25 protein-coding genes are annotated in these 23,726 nt (G+C 35.6%); 4 read left to right on the top strand and 21 right to left on the bottom strand.

Annotation, left to right across the window (positions count from 1 at the left end; translation table 11 throughout):
• Window positions 1–91 precede the first annotated feature (91 nt).
• The 3 genes from BMX49_RS14770 to BMX49_RS06410 all read left to right on the top strand — a co-directional run bounded on the left by BMX49_RS14770 (window position 92) and on the right by BMX49_RS06410 (window position 1,999).
• Window positions 92–472, top strand: a complete 381-nt coding sequence (locus BMX49_RS14770; RefSeq protein ID WP_051803551.1) for an FAD-dependent oxidoreductase — start codon at window positions 92–94, stop codon at window positions 470–472.
• A complete protein-coding gene (locus BMX49_RS06415; RefSeq protein ID WP_375600469.1) occupies window positions 462–1,484 on the top strand; it encodes an FAD-dependent oxidoreductase in 1,023 nt (340 codons plus the stop codon). The genes BMX49_RS14770 and BMX49_RS06415 overlap by 11 nt, the downstream gene beginning before the upstream one ends.
• A 146-nt stretch (window positions 1,485–1,630) precedes the next feature.
• The gene (locus tag BMX49_RS06410) at window positions 1,631–1,999 is read left to right on the top strand and encodes a hypothetical protein (protein WP_034716700.1); all 369 of its coding nucleotides are present in this window, start codon (window positions 1,631–1,633) and stop codon (window positions 1,997–1,999) included.
• Window positions 2,000–2,099: 100 nt separating this feature from the next.
• On the opposite strand, the gene BMX49_RS06405 is transcribed toward BMX49_RS06410, so the two are convergent.
• The 4 genes from BMX49_RS06405 to dgt form a co-directional block, all read right to left on the bottom strand.
• A complete protein-coding gene (locus BMX49_RS06405) occupies window positions 2,100–2,795 on the bottom strand; it encodes a DedA family protein (protein WP_034716702.1) in 696 nt (231 codons plus the stop codon).
• Between the two features lie 64 nt (window positions 2,796–2,859).
• Window positions 2,860–3,972 (bottom strand): peptide chain release factor 2, encoded by a 1,113-nt coding sequence (gene prfB, locus BMX49_RS06400; RefSeq protein WP_034716704.1) that lies wholly within the window; start codon window positions 3,970–3,972, stop codon window positions 2,860–2,862.
• A gap of 165 nt (window positions 3,973–4,137) precedes the next feature.
• The gene (locus BMX49_RS06395; protein ID WP_034716707.1) at window positions 4,138–5,034 is read right to left on the bottom strand and encodes an SPFH domain-containing protein; all 897 of its coding nucleotides are present in this window, start codon (window positions 5,032–5,034) and stop codon (window positions 4,138–4,140) included.
• Window positions 5,035–5,112: 78 nt separating this feature from the next.
• On the bottom strand, window positions 5,113–6,468 hold the full coding sequence (gene dgt / locus BMX49_RS06390; RefSeq protein WP_034716709.1) for a dGTP triphosphohydrolase: 1,356 nt from the start codon (window positions 6,466–6,468) through the stop codon (window positions 5,113–5,115).
• Between the two features lie 50 nt (window positions 6,469–6,518).
• Here dgt and BMX49_RS06385 point away from each other — a divergent pair, with 50 nt between their 5' ends.
• On the top strand, window positions 6,519–7,616 hold the full coding sequence (locus BMX49_RS06385) for a hypothetical protein (RefSeq protein ID WP_051803554.1): 1,098 nt from the start codon (window positions 6,519–6,521) through the stop codon (window positions 7,614–7,616).
• A gap of 303 nt (window positions 7,617–7,919) precedes the next feature.
• Here the strand turns inward: BMX49_RS06385 and BMX49_RS06380 are convergent, their stop codons facing one another.
• The 17 genes from BMX49_RS06380 to BMX49_RS06295 all read right to left on the bottom strand — a co-directional run bounded on the left by BMX49_RS06380 (window position 7,920) and on the right by BMX49_RS06295 (window position 23,588).
• Complete coding sequence (locus BMX49_RS06380) at window positions 7,920–8,240, bottom strand: type II toxin-antitoxin system PemK/MazF family toxin (protein WP_034716712.1); 321 nt, start codon at window positions 8,238–8,240, stop codon at window positions 7,920–7,922.
• Window positions 8,234–8,485, bottom strand: coding sequence for an AbrB/MazE/SpoVT family DNA-binding domain-containing protein (locus tag BMX49_RS06375; protein WP_034716714.1), 252 nt, complete (start codon window positions 8,483–8,485; stop codon window positions 8,234–8,236). Before BMX49_RS06375 ends, BMX49_RS06380 begins: the two co-directional genes overlap by 7 nt.
• A 95-nt stretch (window positions 8,486–8,580) precedes the next feature.
• A complete protein-coding gene (gcvP, locus tag BMX49_RS06370; protein ID WP_034716716.1) occupies window positions 8,581–11,439 on the bottom strand; it encodes an aminomethyl-transferring glycine dehydrogenase in 2,859 nt (952 codons plus the stop codon).
• A gap of 402 nt (window positions 11,440–11,841) precedes the next feature.
• Entirely contained in the window at window positions 11,842–12,486 is a 645-nt protein-coding gene (locus BMX49_RS06365) for a DnaJ domain-containing protein (protein WP_034716718.1), read from the bottom strand.
• 78 nt (window positions 12,487–12,564) lie between these two features.
• Entirely contained in the window at window positions 12,565–13,023 is a 459-nt protein-coding gene (locus tag BMX49_RS06360; RefSeq protein ID WP_034716721.1) for a DoxX family protein, read from the bottom strand.
• Window positions 13,023–13,463 carry an SRPBCC family protein gene (locus BMX49_RS06355; protein WP_034716723.1) on the bottom strand — a complete coding sequence of 147 codons (441 nt, stop codon included), beginning with the start codon at window positions 13,461–13,463 and terminating at the stop codon, window positions 13,023–13,025. Before BMX49_RS06355 ends, BMX49_RS06360 begins: the two co-directional genes overlap by 1 nt.
• Before the next feature lie 53 nt (window positions 13,464–13,516).
• Window positions 13,517–14,389, bottom strand: a complete 873-nt coding sequence (locus BMX49_RS06350; RefSeq protein ID WP_034716725.1) for a VOC family protein — start codon at window positions 14,387–14,389, stop codon at window positions 13,517–13,519.
• A 44-nt stretch (window positions 14,390–14,433) separates the two neighbouring features.
• Window positions 14,434–14,847, bottom strand: coding sequence for an SRPBCC domain-containing protein (locus BMX49_RS06345; protein ID WP_034716727.1), 414 nt, complete (start codon window positions 14,845–14,847; stop codon window positions 14,434–14,436).
• Window positions 14,848–14,916: 69 nt separating this feature from the next.
• On the bottom strand, window positions 14,917–15,330 hold the full coding sequence (locus tag BMX49_RS06340) for an SRPBCC domain-containing protein (protein ID WP_034716729.1): 414 nt from the start codon (window positions 15,328–15,330) through the stop codon (window positions 14,917–14,919).
• 174 nt (window positions 15,331–15,504) lie between these two features.
• On the bottom strand, window positions 15,505–16,002 hold the full coding sequence (tpx, locus tag BMX49_RS06335) for a thiol peroxidase (RefSeq protein WP_034716732.1): 498 nt from the start codon (window positions 16,000–16,002) through the stop codon (window positions 15,505–15,507).
• Between the two features lie 107 nt (window positions 16,003–16,109).
• Entirely contained in the window at window positions 16,110–16,484 is a 375-nt protein-coding gene (locus BMX49_RS06330; RefSeq protein WP_170166232.1) for a thioredoxin family protein, read from the bottom strand.
• 111 nt (window positions 16,485–16,595) lie between these two features.
• Window positions 16,596–18,881 (bottom strand): TonB-dependent receptor, encoded by a 2,286-nt coding sequence (locus tag BMX49_RS06325; RefSeq protein WP_034716739.1) that lies wholly within the window; start codon window positions 18,879–18,881, stop codon window positions 16,596–16,598.
• Window positions 18,882–19,050: 169 nt separating this feature from the next.
• Window positions 19,051–19,467, bottom strand: coding sequence for an META domain-containing protein (locus BMX49_RS06320; RefSeq protein WP_034716743.1), 417 nt, complete (start codon window positions 19,465–19,467; stop codon window positions 19,051–19,053).
• Between the two features lie 214 nt (window positions 19,468–19,681).
• Window positions 19,682–20,257, bottom strand: a complete 576-nt coding sequence (locus BMX49_RS06315) for a pentapeptide repeat-containing protein (RefSeq protein ID WP_034716744.1) — start codon at window positions 20,255–20,257, stop codon at window positions 19,682–19,684.
• Window positions 20,258–20,409: 152 nt separating this feature from the next.
• Complete coding sequence (locus BMX49_RS06310) at window positions 20,410–21,003, bottom strand: hypothetical protein (protein WP_034716746.1); 594 nt, start codon at window positions 21,001–21,003, stop codon at window positions 20,410–20,412.
• 642 nt (window positions 21,004–21,645) lie between these two features.
• Window positions 21,646–22,863 (bottom strand): porin family protein, encoded by a 1,218-nt coding sequence (locus tag BMX49_RS06300; RefSeq protein ID WP_034716750.1) that lies wholly within the window; start codon window positions 22,861–22,863, stop codon window positions 21,646–21,648.
• Window positions 22,864–23,066: 203 nt separating this feature from the next.
• Window positions 23,067–23,588 (bottom strand): hypothetical protein, encoded by a 522-nt coding sequence (locus BMX49_RS06295; RefSeq protein ID WP_051803558.1) that lies wholly within the window; start codon window positions 23,586–23,588, stop codon window positions 23,067–23,069.
• Window positions 23,589–23,726 lie beyond the last annotated feature (138 nt).

Here is a 23,726-nt window from a genome sequence, read left to right as displayed (position 1 = left end):
GAAACATCTTTAAATTTTGTACCTTGGTTCGTTACCAGACTGAATTTAATGGATTCAGTTTGTTGTTAAACTAAAATTTAAAAATAGACCAATGATCAAAAAAGACGCGATTATAATTGGCTCCGGACAAGCCGCCAAACCGCTGTCGGAAAAATTATCAGAAGCTGGCTGGAAAACAGTCATGATTGAAAAGTCAGAAGCGGAGCTCGGGGGCGCCTGCCTCAATGTGGGTTGTACGCCAACGAAAACACTAATCGCTTCTGCGAAAGTAATGCACGCCATTAATACTTCTGAAATACATGGGATTTCAGTCTCTGATTTTAAAATAGATTTCGACACCACGCAGAAGAGAAAAGATAAAATTGTTGCGGATTCCAAAGAAGGTTTGCTCCAAAAGAACTGCCGACGCAGAAAACTTGGAATTGGTTTATGGAACAGCTTCTTTCAGCGGGGAAAAAACAGTGAGTGTTAGAAATGAAAATGGGTCTACACAACAATTCACCGCTCCTCATATATTTATTGATGCTGGATCCCGACCAGCCGTTCCAAAAATTAAAGGTTTGGATGAAGTGCAATGGTACGACTCCAGCGGCATTCTCGCTTTGGAAGAAATTCCCAAACAACTAATTGTCATCGGCGCGGGTTATATCGGATTAGAATTGGGCCAAATGTACAGTCGATTCGGAAGTGAAGTGACGATCATTGAAACTTCGGCGCAAATTATGTCTGGCGAAGACCGAGATATTGCCGAATCATTGCAAGAGCTTTTGGAGGCTGAAGGGCTTCGGTTCTTTTTAAATTCCTCTGTAGAATTGGTAGAAAAATCCAGTCATGGAATTACGATCACTTTTAGCAATAAAGATAAAAAGGACACTGTTACAGGAACGCATCTTCTGGTTGCAACCGGTCGAGAATCTAACGCAGACGGTCTCAACATAGAAGCGGCCGGCATAAAACTCGACGAAAAGGGATATATAAAAGTAAATGAAAAACTGGAAACCAATATTGACGGCGTTTATGCTTTAGGAGATATTAATGGCGGTCCACAATTTACACACATTGCTTACAATGATTTCGTGATTCTTCGAACCAACCTTTTGCACAAAGGAAATGCTTCTACGAAAGGAAGAATTGTTCCTTACACCATGTTTACGGATCCACAATTAGGGAGGGTTGGTTTATCTGAAGATCAAGCAACAAAAAAAGGACTGAATTTTAAAGTCATAAAAATTGAAGGCAAAAGAATTACGAGAGGTATTGAAACTGGAAAACCACAAGGACTTTGGAAAGCAATTGTGGACAAAGATAGTGGACTAATCTTAGGCGCAGCAATCGTTTGCAGCGAAGGTGGAGAAATTGCCTCGGTGATTCAAATGGCGATGCACGGGAAGATTCCCGCCAAAGATTTAGCCACGACCATATTTTCACATCCCACTTATTCAGAATCGCTTAATACTTTGTTTACCGAAATGTATAAGGAATAAGTAAAAGAGACTTTAGAAAAATAGGAATTATAATTAAGAATATTTTTAACAAACTTTAAAACTGTTTTCTCACAAGAATTGAAATCAATAATGCATAAAATCTTTTAAATTTGCATCTTAAATAATACTTTAGACCACGAATACAAATGATCACTAAATTAGACCTGAGACCGACTGTAGATATTCCGATTTTGGAAACTAGTACAGAAGTGGAAAATTTTCAAAACCAAACTTTGCGGCCTATCTTGAAATTACAGAACGATCTATATCTGACTTTGTTCAATTCTTACGCAACGCGACAGAAGGCAGATTACGAAACCTTGTCGGGAGCGAAGAAAAGAGCTTTTATGGAACAAAGTCTTCAGAAAGATATGGTTCTTAAAAACACCTTTATCGGAATAACTGTTGGTCTCTTCACCAACGAAGAACTGGCGGTTTACGTCACGCAAGCTAAAGATTTTAATCGCAGAATAATTACAATGCTTGTGGAGCGGATCAAGAGTTCTACGAAGTAATTTTACTTCATCTACTTTTAAATAATCATAAAAAATTTTGACTTAAAACAAAAACAGCATTCTTTGCAGAATGCTGTTATATATTTTAATAAGATTTATCTTATCCGTGTGTATCAATTTCGTCTTCAACCTCTTCTTTCTTTTTTCCAAAGAAAAATTTCGCAATAATAGGAACGGTCGTAATCAATACGATGATAATAATGATCATTTCTAAATGAGCCTTTAATTCAATATCAAATTGAGTTTTAAATAAAGCATCTAGATAATGTCCCGCGAAAATTAAAGAAAACGACCAGAGGAAAGCACCGATCACGTTATCGATTAAAAATCGGGTTTTATCCATCTTCACAATTCCCGCAACAATTGGCGTAAAGGTTCTTACAATAGGTAAGAATCTCGCCATGATTACTGCTAGAGCGCCATGTTGCTCAAAAAAATCATGTGCTTGAAAAAGATACTTTTTCTTAAAAAGGAAAGAGTCTTCTCTTTTATAAAGAGCAGGTCCTGCTTTTAAACCAAACCAATATCCAATTTCATTTCCAATAACGGCTGCAATTGCCACGGCGGTTGCTAAAATAGTGGTGTCTAATAGATCGCTTCCAGTTGAACCGAAAGTTTCTGAAATAATTTCTACGGCATAAATTCCGGAAACAAAGAGCAGACTGTCACCTGGCAGGAAAAACCCTACAAATAAACCAGTTTCTGCGAAGATAATAAAGAGAATGAGCCAAAAACCGCCCATCTGTATATAAAATTCAGGATTTAAAAGATCCTTCCAACTTTCGAAATTTTCCATGGATGCAAAGATAATAAAAGACTGCGTCTATCAATATTAAGTATTTGTTAAAGTTTCTTAAAGTTTATAAGGTGAAATCATCGTCAGCAACCGCTGTTCCATCGGCCATAAGAAATGCTTTTAGAAATGGAGTCAAGTCACCATTCATCACGCCATCAACATCGGAGGTCTCGTGACCAGATCGCACATCTTTAACCAATTTGTAAGGATGCATCACGTAATTCCTAATCTGGCTTCCCCACTCGATTTTCATTTTTCCAGCTTCGATTTCTGTTCGGGCTTTCAGACGCTCCTCCAGTTCCATTTCATACAACCTAGATTTCAATAACTGCATGGCTTTTTCTTTATTCTGAAGTTGCGAACGGGATTCAGAATTTTCAATAATGATTCCGGTTGGGGCGTGACGCAGTCGCACAGCGGTTTCTACTTTATTTACGTTCTGTCCACCCGCACCACTTGAGCGCATGGTTTCAAAGGAAATATCGGCAGGATTAATATTAATTTCGATGGTATCATCAATCAAAGGGTAAACGTAAACCGACACAAAACTGGTGTGTCTTTTCGCATTCGAATCAAAAGGCGAAATTCTGACCAAACGGTGAACGCCATTTTCTCCGCGTAAATAACCGAAAGCAAATTCGCCCTCAATTTCTAAAGTCACTGTTTTCACACCCGCAACTTCTCCTTCCTGATAGTTCAATTCTCGCAATTTGTAACCCTGATTTTCCGCCCACATCGTGTACATCCGCATCAGCATCGAGGCCCAGTCGCAACTTTCTGTACCACCAGCGCCCGCAGTGATTTGAAGGATTGCAGAAAGCTCATCACCTTCATTAGAGAGCATATTTTTAAATTCTATCGCTTCAATTTTTTCGACCAGAATTGGAAATGACTCATTTAATTCTTTTTCAGAATCTGGATCTTCTTTAGCAAAATCCATCAAAACTTGAATATCTTCAAAACGAGAAAAAATTTCCTCATAATCATTTACCCATTTTTTCTTAGACCGAAGTTGCTTCATGAAAATTTCGGCATTTTTCGGATGGTCCCAAAATTCGGGTGACATCGTTTTTTCTTCGTCGTTAGAAATTTCAATTTTATTTCGGTCGATTTGTAAGTGTTTATACAATTCTCCAATTCTGGCTTGCACGTCTTTTATTTGGTCGCTGTTGATCATAAGTGATGCAAAAATAATTAAAAAAGTTTTAAGATTAATTGTAAATAAAAATGCATTGAATTAAAAGTACGTACAGAATTTCATTTTATAAATTTATGAAGCCAAAAAAGTAAAGCCGCCTCAAAATTGAGACGGCTTTTTAAAAGACAATATTTGTAAATTAAATTATTTAATATGCTCCATTTGCTGGGTTGCAGCCATTGAAACCATTAAATCATTTAATAAAGTACTGGCAGAATTAGGAGAGTTTGGCAACAATACTAAGCTGCTCTTATTCGTAGAACCGATCGCTTGTAGCGTGTCATAATGCTGTGTTACAACGATCAAAGCCGAAGCTTCTTGCGCATTAATGTTCGCTTCATTCAGCATTTTCACAGATTCTACCAAACCAGCTGCGATTTCTCTTCGCTGATCGGCAATACCTTGACCTTGTAATTTTTTTGATTCTGCTTCTGCTTTTGCTACGGCAACAATTCTAATTTTTTGTGCTTCAGATTCATATTCTGCGGCAGTTTTTTCACGTTCAGCTGCATTAATTCTGTTCATCGCGTGTTTCACTTGCTCGTCTGGATCGATATCTGTTACCAACGCTTTGATGATATCGTACCCGTAACTTTGCATCGCTTCCTGAAGTTCACCTTTCACCGCAATCGCAACGTCATCTTTTCTTACGAAGACGTCATCTAATTTTAACTTTGGAACTTCCGCTCTTACGACGTCAAAAACATAGGAGGTAATTTGGTTTTCCGGATTTTCCAAACGGTAAAATGAGTCGGCAACTTGTGAGGCAATAACTTGATACTGCACAGAAACTTTCATTCTGATAAATACGTTATCCAAAGTTTTGGTGTCAATAATAACATCTAACTGCTGAATTCTTAAGTTCATTCTTTTAGCAACTTGATCGATGAAGGGAATTTTCAAATGCAGTCCCGATTGGCGCACCACGTGAAACTTACCTAAACGTTCTACAATTGCGGCTGTTGCCTGCTTCACCGTAAAGAAGGAAGCAAATAAAATAATTAGTCCGACAAAGACTATAATTCCTAAATAGGTCGTCATGGTTTAATTTTATAAGGTTAAAATAAAGTCAGTAATTTAGTTTACTGATCGGTTATAAAGATACTCTAATTTTTAGAATTACATCGTCATTCCAATATCAATTCCTTTGATTTTTCGATAGAGATCGGTGGCGAAATTATCGGTCATACCAGAGACAAAATCGATGACGCCTAAGACTTTTTGATAATCACTTCCCTCTTCGTAAAGAAATTGTTTTGGTAAAAGTTTCAGAGCCATTTTATCGTAAGATTTACGCTGCGATTTCTCGGTTAAGATTGGGGGAATGAAATGGTTCAGCAATTCATACATTACGTTGTAACCTGCATTTTCGATTTCAATTACGTTTTTATGATTGTATATTTTATCAATCGAAAAATTTTCAATTTCCTGTAAAGATGGATTATCAATTTTAAAAATATCGAGAAGTGCTTTATCTAAACTTCCATCTAAAATGTCCGTAAAACGGTCTTGATAAATCTGAATTGATTTATTAATTAAAGCATTAATTACTTTCGCTCTCAGATAAGAAATTCGTTCGTTTGAATTGGTTAAAATTGCCAGTTTATCTTCTACTCTTTTTGTATTTCCGTTTTCTGATTTAATGAGTTCAAAAAATAAATTCTCACAATCGTTGGTGGAGACAATGCCCAAGCGATGAGCATCTTCCATATCGATGATGTTGTAACATATATCATCAGCTGCTTCTACCAACCAAACAAATGGATGACGTTTAAAAATAGTCGGTTGTTCGCTTTCTTGCTTTAGATTTACTGACTTCGCAATATTTAGAAAAGTGTCTTTTTCATTTTGAAAAAAGCCAAACTTCTTACGATGAATTATGCCTTTTTCCTTGGCAATCGCTTCACACGGATATTTAGCAATACTCGCCAAAGTAGTGTAAGTCAATTGCGTTCCACCTTCATCTTTTCCAGTTTGCTGATGAGTCAAAACTCTGATGGCATTTGCATTCCCTTCGAAATTTACTAAATCAGCCCATTCTTTTTCGTTGAATTTTCCTTTTAAATCCTTTTCATTTTTATGAAAGTAGCTGGCAATTGCATCCTCACCAGAATGTCCAAAAGCCGGGTTTCCAACATCGTGACAAAGGCAAGCTGCAGCTATTACGTTGTGTAAGTTATGCTGATAGAAATTCTGCGCATTTTCATCTAAGTCATTTTTAAACTTATCAAAAATGAAGTCTCCTACGGCAGATCCCAAACTTCTGCCAACTGAAGAAACTTCAAGAGAATGCGTCAAACGGTTGTGCACAAACACACTTCCCGGAAGCGGAAAAACCTGGGTTTTATTCTGTAATCTTCGAAAGGAAGCAGAAAAAATGATTCGGTCAAAATCTCTTTGAAAATCAGTGCGCGAAGCAGAAGTTGCTGGGTGGTTTCCCGTTCGCTGATGCGTAAATAGACTGTTTAATATCATAATATTAACCCAAAAATAAAGCTTAATTTTAAGTAATAAAAGTTTTTGATATGAAAGTTCATTTTTTACTATTGCCCTTGTTTCTATTGTCTTGTACTAAAAAGCCAGAAAGTGCTGAAAAACCTAAACAAACTACGGAGGAACAATGCTTTATTCTAAACGAAGGAATTAATTATGAAGATGTTGTAAAGCCTGCTGCACTCCCTACTCATGAAGAAATCCTCAAGAATTTACCATCTCATATCCAAATGACAGATTTGACTGGTTTTCAAAAATTTAATTATGATTTAACAACTACGGAGGAGTTGCAGGCGACAGAGAAAAACTATTTTGATTCGCCAGAGTATCAAAAAAAGGTCAATGAATGGATCAAAGCTTTACCAGAGTTTAATTATTTATCGATTCAAGAAAATTACGCTTTAGCCAAAAATAAATATGGGTTGTGGTTAATTGAGAAAAACAAAGCTGATTTTAAACCTTACTTTTTAGGCTTAACTCAAAATGTTTATTTGCGCGATTTTTATGGGAAAGATCAAAAATTTTTAGAGAACAATCAATTTGTTATGGCGGGAACTTTGGTTGATATTCAAAGATTATCACGAATTCCGATGTTGCCAAAATACGAAGTAATTAAAGATGGCGTTCAGTTTTCCATCAAATTGGAAGATATTAAAAAAGATAGTGACCAAGATGGTTTCAATGATTTATTTGAAAACTTTATCGGCTTAAATCCAAATTCTGCGGATACCGATGGCGATGGAATAGCTGACTTTGACGATCCGAATCCAAAACATAAATCAGGAACCGAAAAATTTACAGCGATGTATGAAACACTGGTTGATCATCCGACCACTGCGACTCGATATTCCTTCGTAGAAATCTTGAGCAACTGTGATTATTTCAAAGCCATCAATCCGAAAAATATAAAAGTTTTAGTTTACAATACGACTGAAAAAGCACCGATTAAAGATGATGTTCTCGATCATTTCTTCCCAGGAAAATACAGCAAGATGAGAACGTATAAAAATTATGATGAAGTTTACTTCACTGATTTCTCTGATCCATCTGGAGACGGAACACTCTCTGCCGAATTTGTAGATGGAAAATGGAAGTTTGATAAGAAGTATACGGTGGAGTTTGGGATGTGAGGGATTGATGATTGATAGTTGATGGTTGATGAGTAATGAGAAATGGGTAATTGGTAATTGGTGAAATAATATAAAAAAGAATATAGTTTACAAGACTTCAATGAGCGCATGAACTCCGATTATCTTTGGTTTAAAATTACGTTCGCAAAGATTGGAATATACTTTTTTTTAACAGATCATTTTGAAAGAAGCGAAAATCTGCAGCCCGACTTGAACGGAAATCCTTTTTTGCATTGGCGAAAGCGCTGGATAAAAAAGATTGGGAGTGGAAGGCGGAAATAGCTGCCCCAATAAGTAATTGTATTATTTTGAAAACATTTGTCGTAACACCTCTAAAACCTCAGTTTGTTCATTTTCTGAAAGTATTGCTAATCTCTTTTTAAGGCGAGATTTGTCAACGCATCGAAGTTGATCTAACGCAATTTGACCCTTTTTACTTTCTACTTTACAATCAATTCTGGACGGATAATTTTTAAGTGTTGATGTTAAAGGAGCTATTATTACTGTGTTTAAAGCATTATTCATTTCATCAGGCGACAGAATTACTCCAGGTCTTGTTTTATTATTTTCTGAACCTTTTGTCGGATCGAATTCTACAAAATAGATTTCGAATCTGGTTACCATGTCCATTCTTTTTCATCAAACTCAGTAGAAAAAGTCATTTCGTGATCAGTATCTTGTAAAGATCCCGCTTTCAAAAACTTGTGTTCCCAGTTCTCTCTTGTCGCTGATATTTTTTCAATCAAAATTTTGCCGTCTTTTACCGCTAACTTTAATTCATCTTCTTCTTCAATATTAAGCTGCTCCAAGATTCTTTTGCTTAAGATAATTCCAGACGAATTTCCGATCTTCCTTAATTTAATTTTCATAAAAATGATTTAACCAAAGTTATAACAATATTATAACAAAGCCAAAAAAATTCCTGAAGGTGACCTTCAGGAATTTTGTATTTATGAATTTTTGATTACATATAACTTTCAATCGGTGCGCACGTACAAATCAAATTTCGATCTCCGTAAGCCTCGTCAACACGAGAAACAGAAGCGAAGAATTTGTGATCACGAACCCAATCTAAAGGATAGGCAGCTTTTTCACGGCTGTAAGGTCGATTCCAATCGTCGGAAATTACTACTTGTTCAGTGTGTGGCGCATTTTTCAGAACGTTATTTTCTGTATCGTATTTTCCTTCCGCGATTTCATCAATTTCTCTTTTGATTGAAATTAAAGCTTCTGCGAAACGATCTAATTCAGATTTACTTTCAGATTCAGTAGGCTCAATCATTAAAGTTCCCGCAACCGGAAAACTTACTGTCGGAGCGTGATAACCGTAATCCATCAAACGTTTAGCGATATCAGCAACTTCAATTCCGAGTGGTTTAAACTGACGGAAATCGATGATGCATTCGTGGGCAACTCGTGCATTATTATTCGAATAAAGAACTGGAAAATGTTCACCTAAAACTTCTTTCAAATAGTTGGCGTTTAATATTGCATGCTCGGTCGCTTTTTTCAGACCATAAGTTCCCAGCATTTTAATGTAAGCATAAGAAATATTTAAGACCAAAGAAGAGCCGTACGGCGCTCCAGAAATGGCATCAATTGATTCTTTTGTTCCGATTTTAATGTTTGGATTGCTCGGTAAAAATTTCACCAAATGTTCCGCCACGCAAATTGGGCCAACCCCAGGACCACCTCCACCGTGGGGAATTGCAAAGGTTTTGTGCAAGTTCAAGTGACAAACATCAGCACCGATATTTCCAGGAGAAGTGAAACCAACCTGGGCATTCATATTCGCGCCGTCCATATAAATTTGTCCACCGTGAGCGTGAATTAAATCGGTAATTTCAATAATGTTGTCATCAAAGAAACCGTAAGTTGAAGGATAGGTAATCATCACCGCAGCAAGATTATCACTGTGTTGTTCGGCTTTAGCTTTCAAATCTTCGAAATCGATTTCACCGCTTTCAATATTTTTCACCACCACTACTTTCATTCCGGCAATTACTGCAGACGCAGGATTTGTTCCATGCGCAGATTGTGGAATCAAGGCGATATTACGATGGCCTTCACCACGCGATTTATGATATTCACGAATCACCATTAAACCAGCATATTCCCCTTGTGCACCAGAATTTGGTTGCAAAGAAGTTCCGGCAAAACCAGTGATTTCTGCTAAATCTTTTTCAAGTTCTTTGATGAGTGTTTGATATCCGCCAGCTTGTTCGGTTGGTACGAAGGGATGAACACTTCCCCATTCTGCCCAAGATAAAGGTAACATTTGAGTAGCAGCATTCAGTTTCATCGTACATGAACCAAGTGAAATCATCGATTGCGTAAGGGAAAGATCTTTCTTTTCTAAACGCTTGATGTAGCGCATCAATTCTGTTTCCGTGTGATATCTGTTGAAAACTTCTTCTTTCAGAATTTCATCAGTTCTTAAAAACTCTTCTGGAATTTGAATGTCTTCTCTAAAAATTAATTTAAAACTTTGTTTGTCTAAGAATCCGGCGAAAGCATCAAAAAGATATTGAACTTTAGCAACAGTCGACGTTTCGTTTAAAGAAATGCTTACAATTCCATCTGAGAAATAATTCAGATTAATTTTTCTCTCACGCATCGTGCGCATCAATCTATTTTTATCGTCCTCGTGAATTCGAAATTTCACGGTGTCGAAAATTGCTTCTTCAACAATGTCGTATCCCAAAGTTTTCAAACCCTCGTGCAAAGCGATAGCTTTAAAATGAATTTGATCTGCGATAAAGTTGAGTCCTTTCGATCCATGATAAACGGCATACATTCCAGCCATTACCGCTAAAAGAACTTGCGCGGTACAAATGTTTGAAGTTGCTTTTTCTCTTTTGATATGCTGCTCTCTGGTTTGAAGAGCCATTCTTAAGGCTCTCTTTCCGTAAGCATCTTGAGAAACGCCGATAATTCTACCCGGAAGATCCCGTTTGTATTCTTCTTTACAAGCGAAAAATGCTGCGTGAGGACCACCATAACCCATCGGAATACCGAATCGTTGCGTGGTTCCGACGGCACAATCTGCACCCATATCTGCCGGGGATTTTAATTTTACTAAAGTCAGTGGTTCGCAGGCTACAACAACTTGTAAGTCAAATTCTTTGTAATATTGAATGTTTTCAGAATAGTCTAGAATGATTCCGTTCTTTCCTGGATATTGTAGTAAAACTCCAAAATAAGAATCGTTGAACTGATGTGTTTTGTGATTGCCAATAATAATATCGATTCCTAAACCTTCCGCTTTTGTTTTCAAAACAGCAACTGTTTGAGGAAATACTAAATCTGAAACGAAGAATTTTTTGGAATCTCCTTTTTTCTGAGGTTTAGTTCGGCTTTCGAAAAACATGTGCATCGCTTCCGCGGCCGCAGTTGATTCATCCAAAAGTGAGGCATTCGCTAATTTAAAACCTGTCAAATCGCAAACAACGGTCTGGAAATTTAAAAGTGCTTCTAATCTTCCTTGAGCAATTTCTGCTTGGTAAGGAGTATAGGCCGTGTACCAAGATGGATTTTCCAAAATATTTCGTTGGATCACGCTGGGTAAAATAGTGTTGTGGTAGCCGAAGCCGATATAGTTATCGAACATCAGATTTTTGGCCGCTAAATCTTTTGAATGCGCTAACATTTCTTGCTCCGAAAGTGGTTCTGAAATGTCGAGTTCCTGCTTTAAGCGAATAGAATCTGGAATAGTTTGATCAATCAATTCTTCCATACTTGCAACGCCTACTTTCTCTAACATTGCTTGCGTATCGGCTTCATTCATAGAAATGTGCCGATTAACAAATTGGGTGGTATTCATATATATTTACTAGATTTATTTCCTAAACAAAGGTCCGTAAAAATACAAATTTTTAGGCATTACCACAATTGATAATTCTCATTTTATTATGATGATAGATCACTTCGATGAGTGTAGAGTGACCTAGATTTGAAGGAACCCTTTAAAGTAAAACAATAAAACCTAACCAATTAGCAAAAAACGAAAAGCTTATTTTGATTTATTCTAAATTAAATTTATATTTGCACCATGAATGGTCACATTATCCCTTTTAAAGTTTCTCCATTGATGCCTTTTAGTGAAATCAAGGAGGATATTTTTTGTGTTAAAAAGAATTGCTGTAAGAAATTCAAGAAAGGAAAAAGATGTAAGAAATGCCCGGGACGACTGAAAATGGTTTAAACTAATTTAAACAATTTCCAATTATCTGTTCTGAAATATTGCCGCAAGTATAATGGCAAGAAAAGTTAGGAACAACAAAATCCGTATACTTCTGGGGATTCCTTCCGGATTATTTACAGTTGGTTTTTCTGGTTTAAAAAGATTTTCAACGTCACTTCTAAACTCCTCACTTTTATTTTCAAAAATTTCGGTAATCACTAAGGCCTTTACCACCGTTTTATTCAAGAGCGAATTGGTAACGTGCAGTAACAGTTGAAACTGACCGTCTTTGAATTCTGTAATTCTGATTACTTTTTCGCCATATCCTTTCTGCAGACCAAACGGCAAAACTTTTACGATATCAGCATTTTGAGTTTGCCACGTAATGATTACTTCTTCCCCTTTCTGCACCCGAACTTTATTAACGGCAAAAGATTTAATGGTCGGTGGAAGATTGGGTCGGTAACTTCTTTGTTCATGACTTAAGTTATCGTCGTAGATTCTGCGTTTCTCAGCATCAATCAACATTTCGTAGGCTTCCTTGCTTTCCATAAAGCGGCTTTCGAAAAAATCATCATCGGGGTTTTTATCGGGATGATACTTTAAAGATAACTTACGATAGGCTTTTTTGATGTCTTCTTCAGAAGCATTTTCTTTAACACCGAGAAAATAATAGTAATTTTTCATTCGAATCTGGAAGCCTGGTTCACCTGCGCAATTTGTACCGCAAAAGTAAGAAAATAAAAGTTTTTAAACCTTTGGAACTCATGCTAAATAAATTCCAAAAAACCACGTCCAAGCAATCAGGATGATCTGCATTGGCAGTCGTTCTTTATACAAATAACCCAAGCCAGGTCCCGTAAAATCAGCTTTGAATAGGTTGATATTTTTCTTGGAAGAATGAATGTTTGCGAAAAATATGATAACAAAAAATAAAATGAGTAAGATGGCGGTAATTTCTCGAAGCGCAGGAATCATTAGACCAACCCCGGCCGCTATTTCGAGAATCCCCGTTAAGTACACAAGAAACAATTTAGCTGGAAAGAAATCAGGAATCATCATTGCCATTCCCCTCTGATATTTGAAATGAGCAAGACCTGTAAAAATGATAAAGACGGCCATGGCCAAGTTTCCAGAAAATAGAAAATTCCAAAAACCTTCAATTAATTTCGTCGCAACTAATGATACAATAAATGTTATGGCAATGATTGATAGAAGCTTCATTAATTTTCTGCCAGATTTTTGAGCATCGCAAAACCTTGGTTAAAACCATTATTCATATATTCTTGGTGCTCACCATCGATGTGCGTAATCGCCCGAACTTCTGTGGTGTTTTCATCTATCGCTCGCAGGAAATATTTCTCTTCGGCTCCACTCCATTCTTTAACTTCTTTACTTTCAACATCTTCTACACCATCTTTTACCGTTCCCAAATGCTTGAAGACAACTTCAGTGGGCTCATTTAAACTTTCAATGGTGGAAACCATTCCATCTCCAGCTTTGTCAATAAAATAGGTTTTACCTCCAATTTCCCAATCAGTTTTCATTTGGGATCCAGGTGCAAAAAACTGCGTCCATATTGAATAAGTTTCTGGATGCCACAGTAGATCCCACACTTTTTGGATCGGTGCATTGATCCTTATTTCATAACTTGAAGTTTCCATAATTTTAGTTTACTAAATTAATTTTAACTCTCCTACTTAACCAAGATTAAACATTATAATGGCGAATTATAAGCTTCCTCTAAATCAGCAATTATAATTTTCTCCATACTCAACATGGCTATGACCACATTCTGAGCTTTATCTGGTTGCTCGAAATCGTTCATTAATTCTAACAATCTTTTCGGTACAATTTGCCAACTGAGGCCGAATTGATCTTTGAGCCAGCCGCACATGGAAGGTTTCCCGCCATTTTGTATTAAAGAATTCCATAAATGGTCAGTTTCTTTTTGATCATCAGTCATCACGACCATAGATATTCCTTCATTAAAATTGAATTGATATTCGTGAGAATTTTCCATGCAAATCATGGAATAATGATCAATCTTAAAATCTGCGCGCTGTAAATTTCCACCAACTTCTGCATTTTGGTTTCCGCCTCCAGTGTTATGATTTAAAACTCCACCAATTGATGAATTGGGGAAAATAGAAGTATAAAACTCCCTGGCTTGTTTTGCTTTGCCATTGTTTTGATGAACAAACATCAAGGTTGGAATTATCTTTTGGTCGTCTTGATTTCCGCTAAAGTTTAGTTGCCATGTAACACCGAACTGATCCCGAACCCAGCCGTATCTTTTTGACCGCGTATCTTCGCTGAGTTCTGTTAAAACGTTTCCATTTTTGCTGAGTTGCGTCCAGTATTTCTGAAGCTCCTCTTCTGTTTCGCAAAGAATTGTAAAGGAAACCGAGGCGTTTTTTTCAAACTGCGGGCCGCCGTTTAAAAACATTAATTTCTGGCCAAACAATTCAATATTCAAAACAACTGGCGTATCGGCCGATATTGTTCCACCGAAAAGTTCGCAGTAAAAATCAGCGGCTTCTTTGCCATTGCTATCAAACCAAAGACACGGAAATATATTATTATTCATCGTAATGTGTTTTGCTGAGATAAGAAGTAATAACCTATAACATATTAATTATTCTCTACATATTTGTGAAAACGGTCTAAAATCGCATACCATCCAACGCGTTGCATTTCGCGGCTGTATTGTTGTTCTGGTTCAAAAACCTGTACTACTTCTGTGGTACTTTCATCAATCTTATTAAATGAAACTTCCACTTTTCTACCGTCAGTTAGCGTCGTCTTCACGTGATTTAAATCTCTAATTTCGACAATTTCACCAGAAAAATTATAGCCAAAACTTTTATCTTTATACTCGAGGCGATAATCAAACGAACCACCTTCCTTGAAATCGATTTCTGCTTTAGGGCAATGCCAATTAGGCGTGGTAAAATTCCATTTCACAATATGTTTTGGATTATAGAAATAGTCCCAAACCTTTTCAATGGGTTTCAGAATAGTAATGTTTATCGTTATCGGCTCCATGTTCATAATTATTTTTTCTAAAAATACGGATTAATTTTTTAAAACCCTCAAAAGCATAGAATTTAGCACCTAATTATTTTCGACATGTTTGTGGAAATTATCAAGAATCGAATACCAACCTTCTCGTTGCATTAACTCTGGTTGCTGGGGATCTGGTTCGAAAGCTTGTGTCACCTGCGTCGTGTTTTCATCCACTTTTTCAAATAAGACTTCTACCTTTCTGCCATCGTCTAAATGGTACTTAATTTTTTGCAGAGGAATAATTTCATCGTAGCTTCCTTTATAGTCAAACCCAAAATCGTCGTCTTTCATTTCCATCCGGTAATTAAAAACGCCTCCAACTTGCAAATCATTTTGTGCGCTTGAGCAAGTCCATTCGTCGCTTGCAAAATTCCATTGGGTGATGTGATCAGGCTCTGTAAAAAATTCCCAAACTTTGGTTACCGATTTTAGGATTGTAATTTCAATTGTGATTAAACTCATTTATTTTTAATTTAAAAGTAGTAATAGGACTTTAATTTAGTTTTTTCAACAGGAAATCTAACCATTTCAATTCTCATTTCATTAAACTTTCGGTGATCAATTTCTGCATTAAAGCTAAAAAAACCTTGTCAAATTTAAAATTTTCGACAAGGTTAAAATTATATTTTTAAGACATTATTTTAAAGCGTCTAAAGCTTTATCGTAATTTGGTTCTTGCGCAATCTCAGGAACTTGTTCGTTATAAAGAACTTTACCGTATTCATCTGTTACAATAACTGCTCTGCTTAAAAGACCAGCCATGGGAGAATCGGCAATTTTAACACCGTAATCATCGCCAAAAGTTCCGCGGTAATCTGATAAACTTACCACATGATCTAAACCTTCTGCCGCACAGAAACGGTTTAAAGCAAACGGTAAATCTTTAGAAACATTAATAACAACTGTGTTGTCTAAATCTGCAGCTTTCTCATTAAATTTTCTTGCTGCCGCTTGACAAACTCCTGTATCAATGCTCGGAAAAATATTAAAGATTTTCTTTTTACCAGAAAAATCTTCGTTTGTTTTTTCTTTTAAATCAACATTAACTAATTTAAAGTTTTTTACTGTACTTCCTACTTCCGGCAAGTTACCGATGGTTTGCACCGAATCGCCGTGTAATGTAATATCTGCCATAATTTCAATTATTTATATTGATTCAAAATTAGCGAAAATATTTTCAATGACGAAAAATTGAAAGTTAAAGTAATCTTAATTTAAAGCTAATGTTAAGTAAACTCACTTTAGCCTTTATTAATTTTAGTCAAAACCTCTATAATTTCTTTAGCAGACATAAAACCGTTTAATTGAAAAATAATTTCATTTTCTGGACTTAATATTACTAAAGACGGATAAGAAACTTGACCATCGATATTTCCCAAAGAAGCCGCCAGTTCATGAAACCCGGTTTTTACGCCAGTCGGCTGGTATTTAAAAATTGCTCCTGAAAAATTAATATCTTGTTTTTCCTCACCATTCAATTCCGCAAAATAGAAATTGTTTGTAAGCAGGTCTTGAACATTTTTATTCTTGAACGTAGAATTTTCCATGCCTTTACAGTAGTTGCACCAGTCGGTGTGGAGGAAAACTACCAAGTTCCTCCTTTCAGTTTTCTGCATTTGTCCTATGGATTCAAGAGGATGGCTTTTTGTTTGAGAAAAAGCCATCATTGAACATAGTAATAACACTAAAAAAAAACTTGATTGATACGAATTTGCTGAGTTCATTTTCTATTTAATATTAAATCTAACTCCTAAAAATCCGCGAATTCCTTGATTGGGTGCGTACACATAATTAGGATCGAAAGTTAAAGCATAAGGATTATCTGGCGTCGCGATTGCTTGTCCGTTAGAATCAAATTGAACTTGCTGATCGAAGGGATCATTTGTTCTCGATATAATAAATGGATTCCCTTTATTAGGCGTCCAGTTGAGAATGTTTTTCACGCCAGCATAAACTTCAAACTGTTTGAAACCTTCGTAAGTAAACTGAATATTCTGAATACTCCACCACGGCGAATATGGTTTTCTGGGATCTAAATCACCCAATAACGGCAAACGCATAGGACCGTATATATTCCCTGTGTAATCAATACTGGTATTCCAAGGTCTGATTTTATACGATACCGCCCAGGTTCCCATGAATTTTTCGGTCAAAATCTGATGCTCCGTAAATCCGTTGGTGGTAATGGTATTTTCCATTAAAGTTCCACCCAAAATAAATTTCAAACCATTGGCAAAATTAAGGTCCGCATTTAAACTAAAACCCTTACTAATCGCATTGCCATCAATGTTGTCGTAAATAATTTGCGACGTATTGCTTTCGTAATCAGGAACAATTCTGTTGGTGAAATAGGTGTAGAATGCACTGGCGTCCAAAGTGATATTACCACCCGTGCTGAAGTACATTTTTTTAATATAATTAAGGTTGACGTTGTAGGATTGTTCCGGTTTTAAATCATTTAGAATCACAATATCCCGAGCTCCAGTTAAGGCAGCATGATCTTCAGTAAAAAGATTCACGACTCTAAATCCTGTGCCCGCATTTAATCTAAAAATGTTGTTTTTATTTACAGACCATTTGTACGCCAAACGCGGTGTGAAAATACTTCCGTGGATGTTGTTATAATCATATCTAAATCCTAAAAGCAATTTATGATCTTCAGCTAAAGCGATTTCATCTTGCACGAAAATTCCTGGAAGCCAAGTGTTTTCGGGTTCATTTTCACCTAAAATAGTAGAAGTTCCAGCAGTGTTATCATCATAGAAAGTGTAACGCAAAGCTGCTCCTGCAAGCAAATCGTGGTTCCCTATTTTCTTATCCCAAGTCAGTTGACCAAAAGCTATTTTTTGATTGGCGATATAAGAAGTTGTTCCATAACGGCTATCTTGATCGTGATTCACAAAGGAAAATCCAAAAAACATTTTGTCCTTTACAGGTAACTGATAGTTTCCGAAAAGTTCAGCACGATTGGTATAGATGCTTTCTGCGTAGATTTCGTCACCTCCGCGATAGGATTTGTTGTAACGAACGTCACCACCCCAACGGTCCTCATACATATAGCGCGCAGCTACAGTGAATAAACGATTTTCTTTTCGTTTGAAGTTCCACTTTTGAAAAACGGAAATGCGGTCTTGTAAAGTGACATCGGTGAAGTTATCGTTGTTGTTATCTATTTTATTTTGATAATTAAAGTAGTTAATTCCCGTCAATACTTGCGCTTTTTTACCCGCGTTAAATTTAAAACCAACATCTAGATTATATTCGCCCCAAGTTGTTGAAAAAAGATCAGCGCTAAACAAGGGTGCATTTTGTGGGTTTTTGGTGATCACGTTGATCAGTCCGCCAACGGCTTCACTTCCGTAAAGAGACGAAGCTGGACCTTTTACAATTTCAATTCTTTCTACCAGCGAATTCGGAATTCCAGACATTCCATAAACTGTTCCAAGCGAACTTACGATCGGCATCCCATCAATTAAAATCATGGTGTAAGGACCTTCTAAGCCATTGATATGGATATCTCCCGTAGAACAAATATTACAATTCAATTGCGGTCTTACGCCATTGACATTTTGCAAGGCATCGAAAATGTTGGGTGTTGGATTTTTCTTAAAATAAGCGGGCGAATAAACTTCCACCGCAACTGGACTTTCTGATCGGCGCACGGCTTTCAAAGTTCCAGTGACCACTACATCTTCGATATCCGATCCTCTATCAAAAGGTTTCATGTTGACATCGATGGACAGATTTTCACCTTCTTTCAAAACCACATTTTTATAAAATGGCTGAAAATTGCTGAGTTTAACTCTCATTTTGTATTGGTCTGCTGGAAGATCATTAAAACTGTAAACTCCCAAACTATCTGAAAATGTCGAGTAATCAGTTCCTTCTAAATAAACACCAACAGCATTTTTTGCTATTCCTTCTCCGGTAATTTGTCCGGTAATCGATGAGTTCTGGGCGAAGTAAAAACTCGCCATCAGCACACATCCAAAAGATAAAAATCCTTTTCTCATAAATAAACTTTTAAGTTACATCTGCAAAACTACAAAAGTTAGACTAGTCTAACAATTATTTAGTGAGAAAAAATAAATTACTTTTTAAACCAAAAAAAGCAGGAAATTAATCCTGCTTTTTGATATCTAATGAAAAAAGATATTTAATATGAATTGGGAATGAAATTCCTTATTTGAATCTCATCATTACAACGTCATTCATCAAAAGTTCTAATTTTCCGTCTGCAGTCATTCTGTAATTGGTTACGTCTTGCATTGTTTTTAAAAATACAGCTTCACCATCGCCACAATATCTCATGGTAGAAGCTACTGGAACCTTGAAGGAAATCTTATTTCCGGTCATTGTGTAGCTGGTGTTATAACCGTTACAACCAGTTGTACCCATTACCATATTGGTCGACTTGTCCAACTTAATTTCTGGTTTATCATCCGGAAATAATCCTTGGAACGTAATTCTTGGTCCCGTAATATATTCTAATTCCCAAGTGTTACTGTACAGTTTGGAATTGTCGCCCATCATGTTAGCTGAACATGACATCAGAATTACTGAAATAAAGGCGATTAATAATAGCGTTTGCTTTTTCATAATAATTTTAAATTTAGTGTTAATAATAAAAGTTAATTGCAGAATTATCGATATTCAGAACTTAAACTGATAATTCTATAATCGGTAGTTGCAATTAGTGTGCTACTTAAACTTAAAATATAGGAAAATTTAGAATGTTTTTCCTCCAAAAGGCATAATTAAATGAGAATGAGCTTATTAAACGCTTGTTTAATTTTAAAATAAATTGAAGTTCTTAATTTTGAATTACAATATCATACTTGTCCAGCAGTCCTGAAATTCCCAAAACGGAGAATTTGGCTTTTTTCAGACGGTTATTTTCTGGATCGATGGAATAATTGTAGGCGGTTCGAAAATCTGCTTTTTCTAAAATAGCGTTAACAAAAATAGCTTGAGCAAGATCACAATTGTCAAAAATAACGTTCGTCAAGTTGGTTTCTGAAAAGTCAATTTCTCTTAACTGACAATTTCTGAATATGGTCTTCTTAATGTTCATCTGAAAAAAAGTAGAGTGATTCAACTGACAATTTTCAAACGAGAAGGAAAGACCGAAATCATTACAATTCTCAAATTGAAGTCCGAGCATTTTGCAGTCTTTAAACTTAACTTCCCGCAAAACCGTACCGTGAAGCATCGCTAAACTCCAGTTACAATCCTGAAAATCACAATTCACAAATTTGTATTCCGTAAGGTTGGTCTCTTCAAAATTGCAATTGGTGAAAAAACAGTTTTCGTATTCTCCTTTGGGTAAAGGTTGCTGTGTAAAATTGAGTTTATTAAAAGTTTGATCTTGAGTGTATGTTTGCGACATGTTCTTCTTCGTTTTGTAATGACAATTATTAAGGAGCGGCAAAATTACTCATTTACTTTCAACGATGAATTGTGATCTGAAAGCGTAAAGAGAAGGCCAACTGAATCAATAGAAGATATTTCAAAATTCAAGCTGAAACTTTTAAATAAAATCTACTTCCAAATTTTAAATTTAAAGACTAATTTCTTGTTTTGAATTAAAGTTCGCCAATCAATAAAAAAAAGACTAAAAAGAAGAACTACACTCAGAACCAAACTCGCAATGGACTGCCAGGACAAAGTATTATCGATAATGTTTTCAAAATTATCTGAGGCATATTTCCCAAAGAACAAAGCAAATGTATCACTCGTAAACTTTCCCACAATAAACGCGGGAATAATAAATTTCGGTTTCAACTTTGAAATGCCAGCTCCCAGAAAAAGAGGTGTGGTGGGAAGCGGCAATAGTGAATAAGCCAGAATAAAGAGTTGACCTTTCCATTTGTTCTCATTTATTTTATCTCCCAAGAACTGAATGTCTTTATTTTTTGATGATGTTAAATATTTGCCAGCGATTAAGGGGGCATACAAGAGAAGTAAATATCGTCCCAAAACAGACCCAGCCACGCCAATTACAATCACGGCCCAAACATTCAAATCAAAAATAATCTGAAGAAGCATCATGATGGTAAATGCCGGTAGAAACGGAAAGGGAACGATGTCAAATAACAACGCACCTAGAAAAACCAGAAGATAGTGCCACCACATTTTTTTGCGAATTTATTTAATGAGATCGTTTAAGTAGAATTATAGCTCGCTCTAAAGTACGATTTAATTCAGCTGATCCGATTATTTCTGACTAGATGACTTCAAATAGTAAAACTTTTGAAATCTGCTTTTATACAAAACATAATCACCGCTGTAAACCGCATGCAACTCTGGATTTTGATTGAAATACAAAGTATCCTCACCAACTATAAATTGGGTATTAATCCAATTTCCCTCACGGTATTTTTTGGTTCTATAATTGTGCAATTGTTCCGAAAAACCATAATCTACAAGTTCATAATGGCGATCAGTTATAAAATAGAGATTTACAACAAAAACCAAAGTAAAGATCCACACAAAATTAAAACCCGCCCAAAAATCGAATCTCTTTTCAAAGAACAAAATTAGAGAAAATGTTAAGACTCCGCTTGCTATAGAGACAAAAGGCAATTTATTTAAAGTTAATTTGGTCTCAGACCACACCGGAAGATCATCAACAACATTCAGTTTTAGAAGAGTTAATAAAAACAAAACTAAAATAAATAAAAAAATGCTGCAATTTTAAGTTTTAACCTTCTCATAAAAATTTAAAACAATTTACTTTAAAAACAGTTTGCGCGGTGGAGGTGATATTTTAAATCATTAGAAAATAGTGTAACTCAAGATTAGCGACACATTACTGTAAGAAGTACTGAAATTAGGATATCCTTTTACAATATTTCGATTCGTAAAATATCTGATTTCGGCGCCATATTTAGATTTGTAACTGTAACCAGCACCAATCGCAAAATTTGAAAATGCATCTACATCAATATTCTGAGTTACAAAACCATCAGCACGTTTCACTTCCAGCGAGGAACCTAAATTCAGATCGAATACATATTGAGCATTAAGGAATATTCTAGAGTTGGAATCGATGTACATATAATGACGAATTCCAATCGGCACTTCAATCGACTGATAATCTGCAAAAGCAAATAATTTCATTCCAGCCATATAAAACGGTTCAATCACTGTTTCTGCCTTATAAGTTCGGTAAGTAGGTTCTAAAATAATCGCCCACTTACTCTTGTTGAACGGTAACACATATTCCAGTTCAACTCCTACACCCAAACCTGTATTATCACCAAATTCGAAGACGTCTCTAGTCATAGAATTCGTTAATTGCAGCGAAGAAAGACTGACCCTTGGGCGAACGGATAAATGTATCGTTCCTCCTTTTTTAATTGGAGCCGCAGTAATATAATTAGGATCAGAGCACTCGTTATACTTGGAAAAGATCTCTACCATATCTTTCTCTTTATATTTTAGAGAATTTGTTTGATTATTATTCATGCCTCCACAATTTAATGCAGCGCTTAGTTGTTGTTTGTACGATTCGTTATACGCAATTTGATAAAGCTCAAGCTGAAAAGGTTTATAAATTAATGGTTTAATTTCCTCAGATCCTTTTTGATAAAAAAACTTAGCATCGTTGCCTTCTTCATATTTGTATAAATTTGCGGCACCAGTAACCAACTGCTTTAAAAACAACTGTCGCTGAACAAATTCTGGTTCTTTACTTTCACTTAAATTTCTGATATTGATACTCGATTTGTCAAAATCTACTATGCTTCGAATAAACTTCGACTGATTATAAATTTCAAATACTTTGACCTCTTTTACCGTGGCCGTTCTGATTTCGGCATTTTCGCCTAATTGATAATTAAAGAAGTCTGGGTTATTTTTCCAGTCGACGTTTTTAATCAAACATTCAACTCTGTTATCTGAGTTATCAATATAGTAAGCTTTTTCAAATCTAATTTGCGCAAATGCAACCAAAGACAAAAGAACAGCAAAAAGTAAAATTGTTTTTTTCATAAAATTTTTATTGAGGTAAAGGTGAGTATTAAATATTTTTAAATTTGTTTTTATGTAATGGCTGATTTAATAATGTTAATCAAAAAGCAAAGATGCCTCTCATTTCATTATATAAATAGAAAATTAGGTTGGAAAAATACAATTTTTATTAATATAAATCGCTTTTATAGCATTATAATCTTACGAATTTCGGCGAGATTTATTTACAGGAAAAAGCTTAATAGTTTTCCTTCAAAAAACTTGATGCCCAATGAAAGAATCAAAGCAATAATTAGTAAAATTAAATGGCGATTCTTTGGGCGAGATTTAAACAACACTTTCATGATTATTTTCAATTTATCGAAATCGAAAAGAAGAATTAGTAAAACCAAAAGTTGATAAAAAACGGCAGTACCTAAAGCAAAGACCTCATACAAATAATCTTGAATAATAATATTACTCAAAATAATGGTCAAAAAGATGCAGCCGAAAATTCTGGTTCGGTTAAATAATATTGCAATCGCGCCAATTATTTCAAAAACTCCAATAATAATGGGATAAGCCTTTGTATAGCTGTAGAAAGTCCACATCAATTGATGACCTGCTGAAAGATTTAAATTGGCTGCACCTGAGAAATTTTGAAACTGGATTGGTTTTGCAACTCCATAGACCAACATAGATCCAGACACAACGAAAATGGCCGTCCAATAAAGAATATAGAGAAGTTTATCTTTTGCAGTTTGCATTGGGAAAGATATTTTTAATATTTAGGTTTTGCCTTTAAATAAAATTTAGAAAGGAAAAAACTAAAGTACTAAAAAATGCAGCTAAAAAATTAATCGCTCAAATTATTATTCTTTTTCTACCACGACTCCATTTTTTTA

It is taken from the genome of Kaistella antarctica (assembly GCF_900109615.1).
Taxonomy (GTDB): Bacteria; Bacteroidota; Bacteroidia; order Flavobacteriales; family Weeksellaceae; genus Kaistella; species Kaistella antarctica.
The sequence above is the reverse complement of the archived record's forward strand: the minus strand, read 5'-3'. Positions and strand labels throughout refer to the sequence as shown.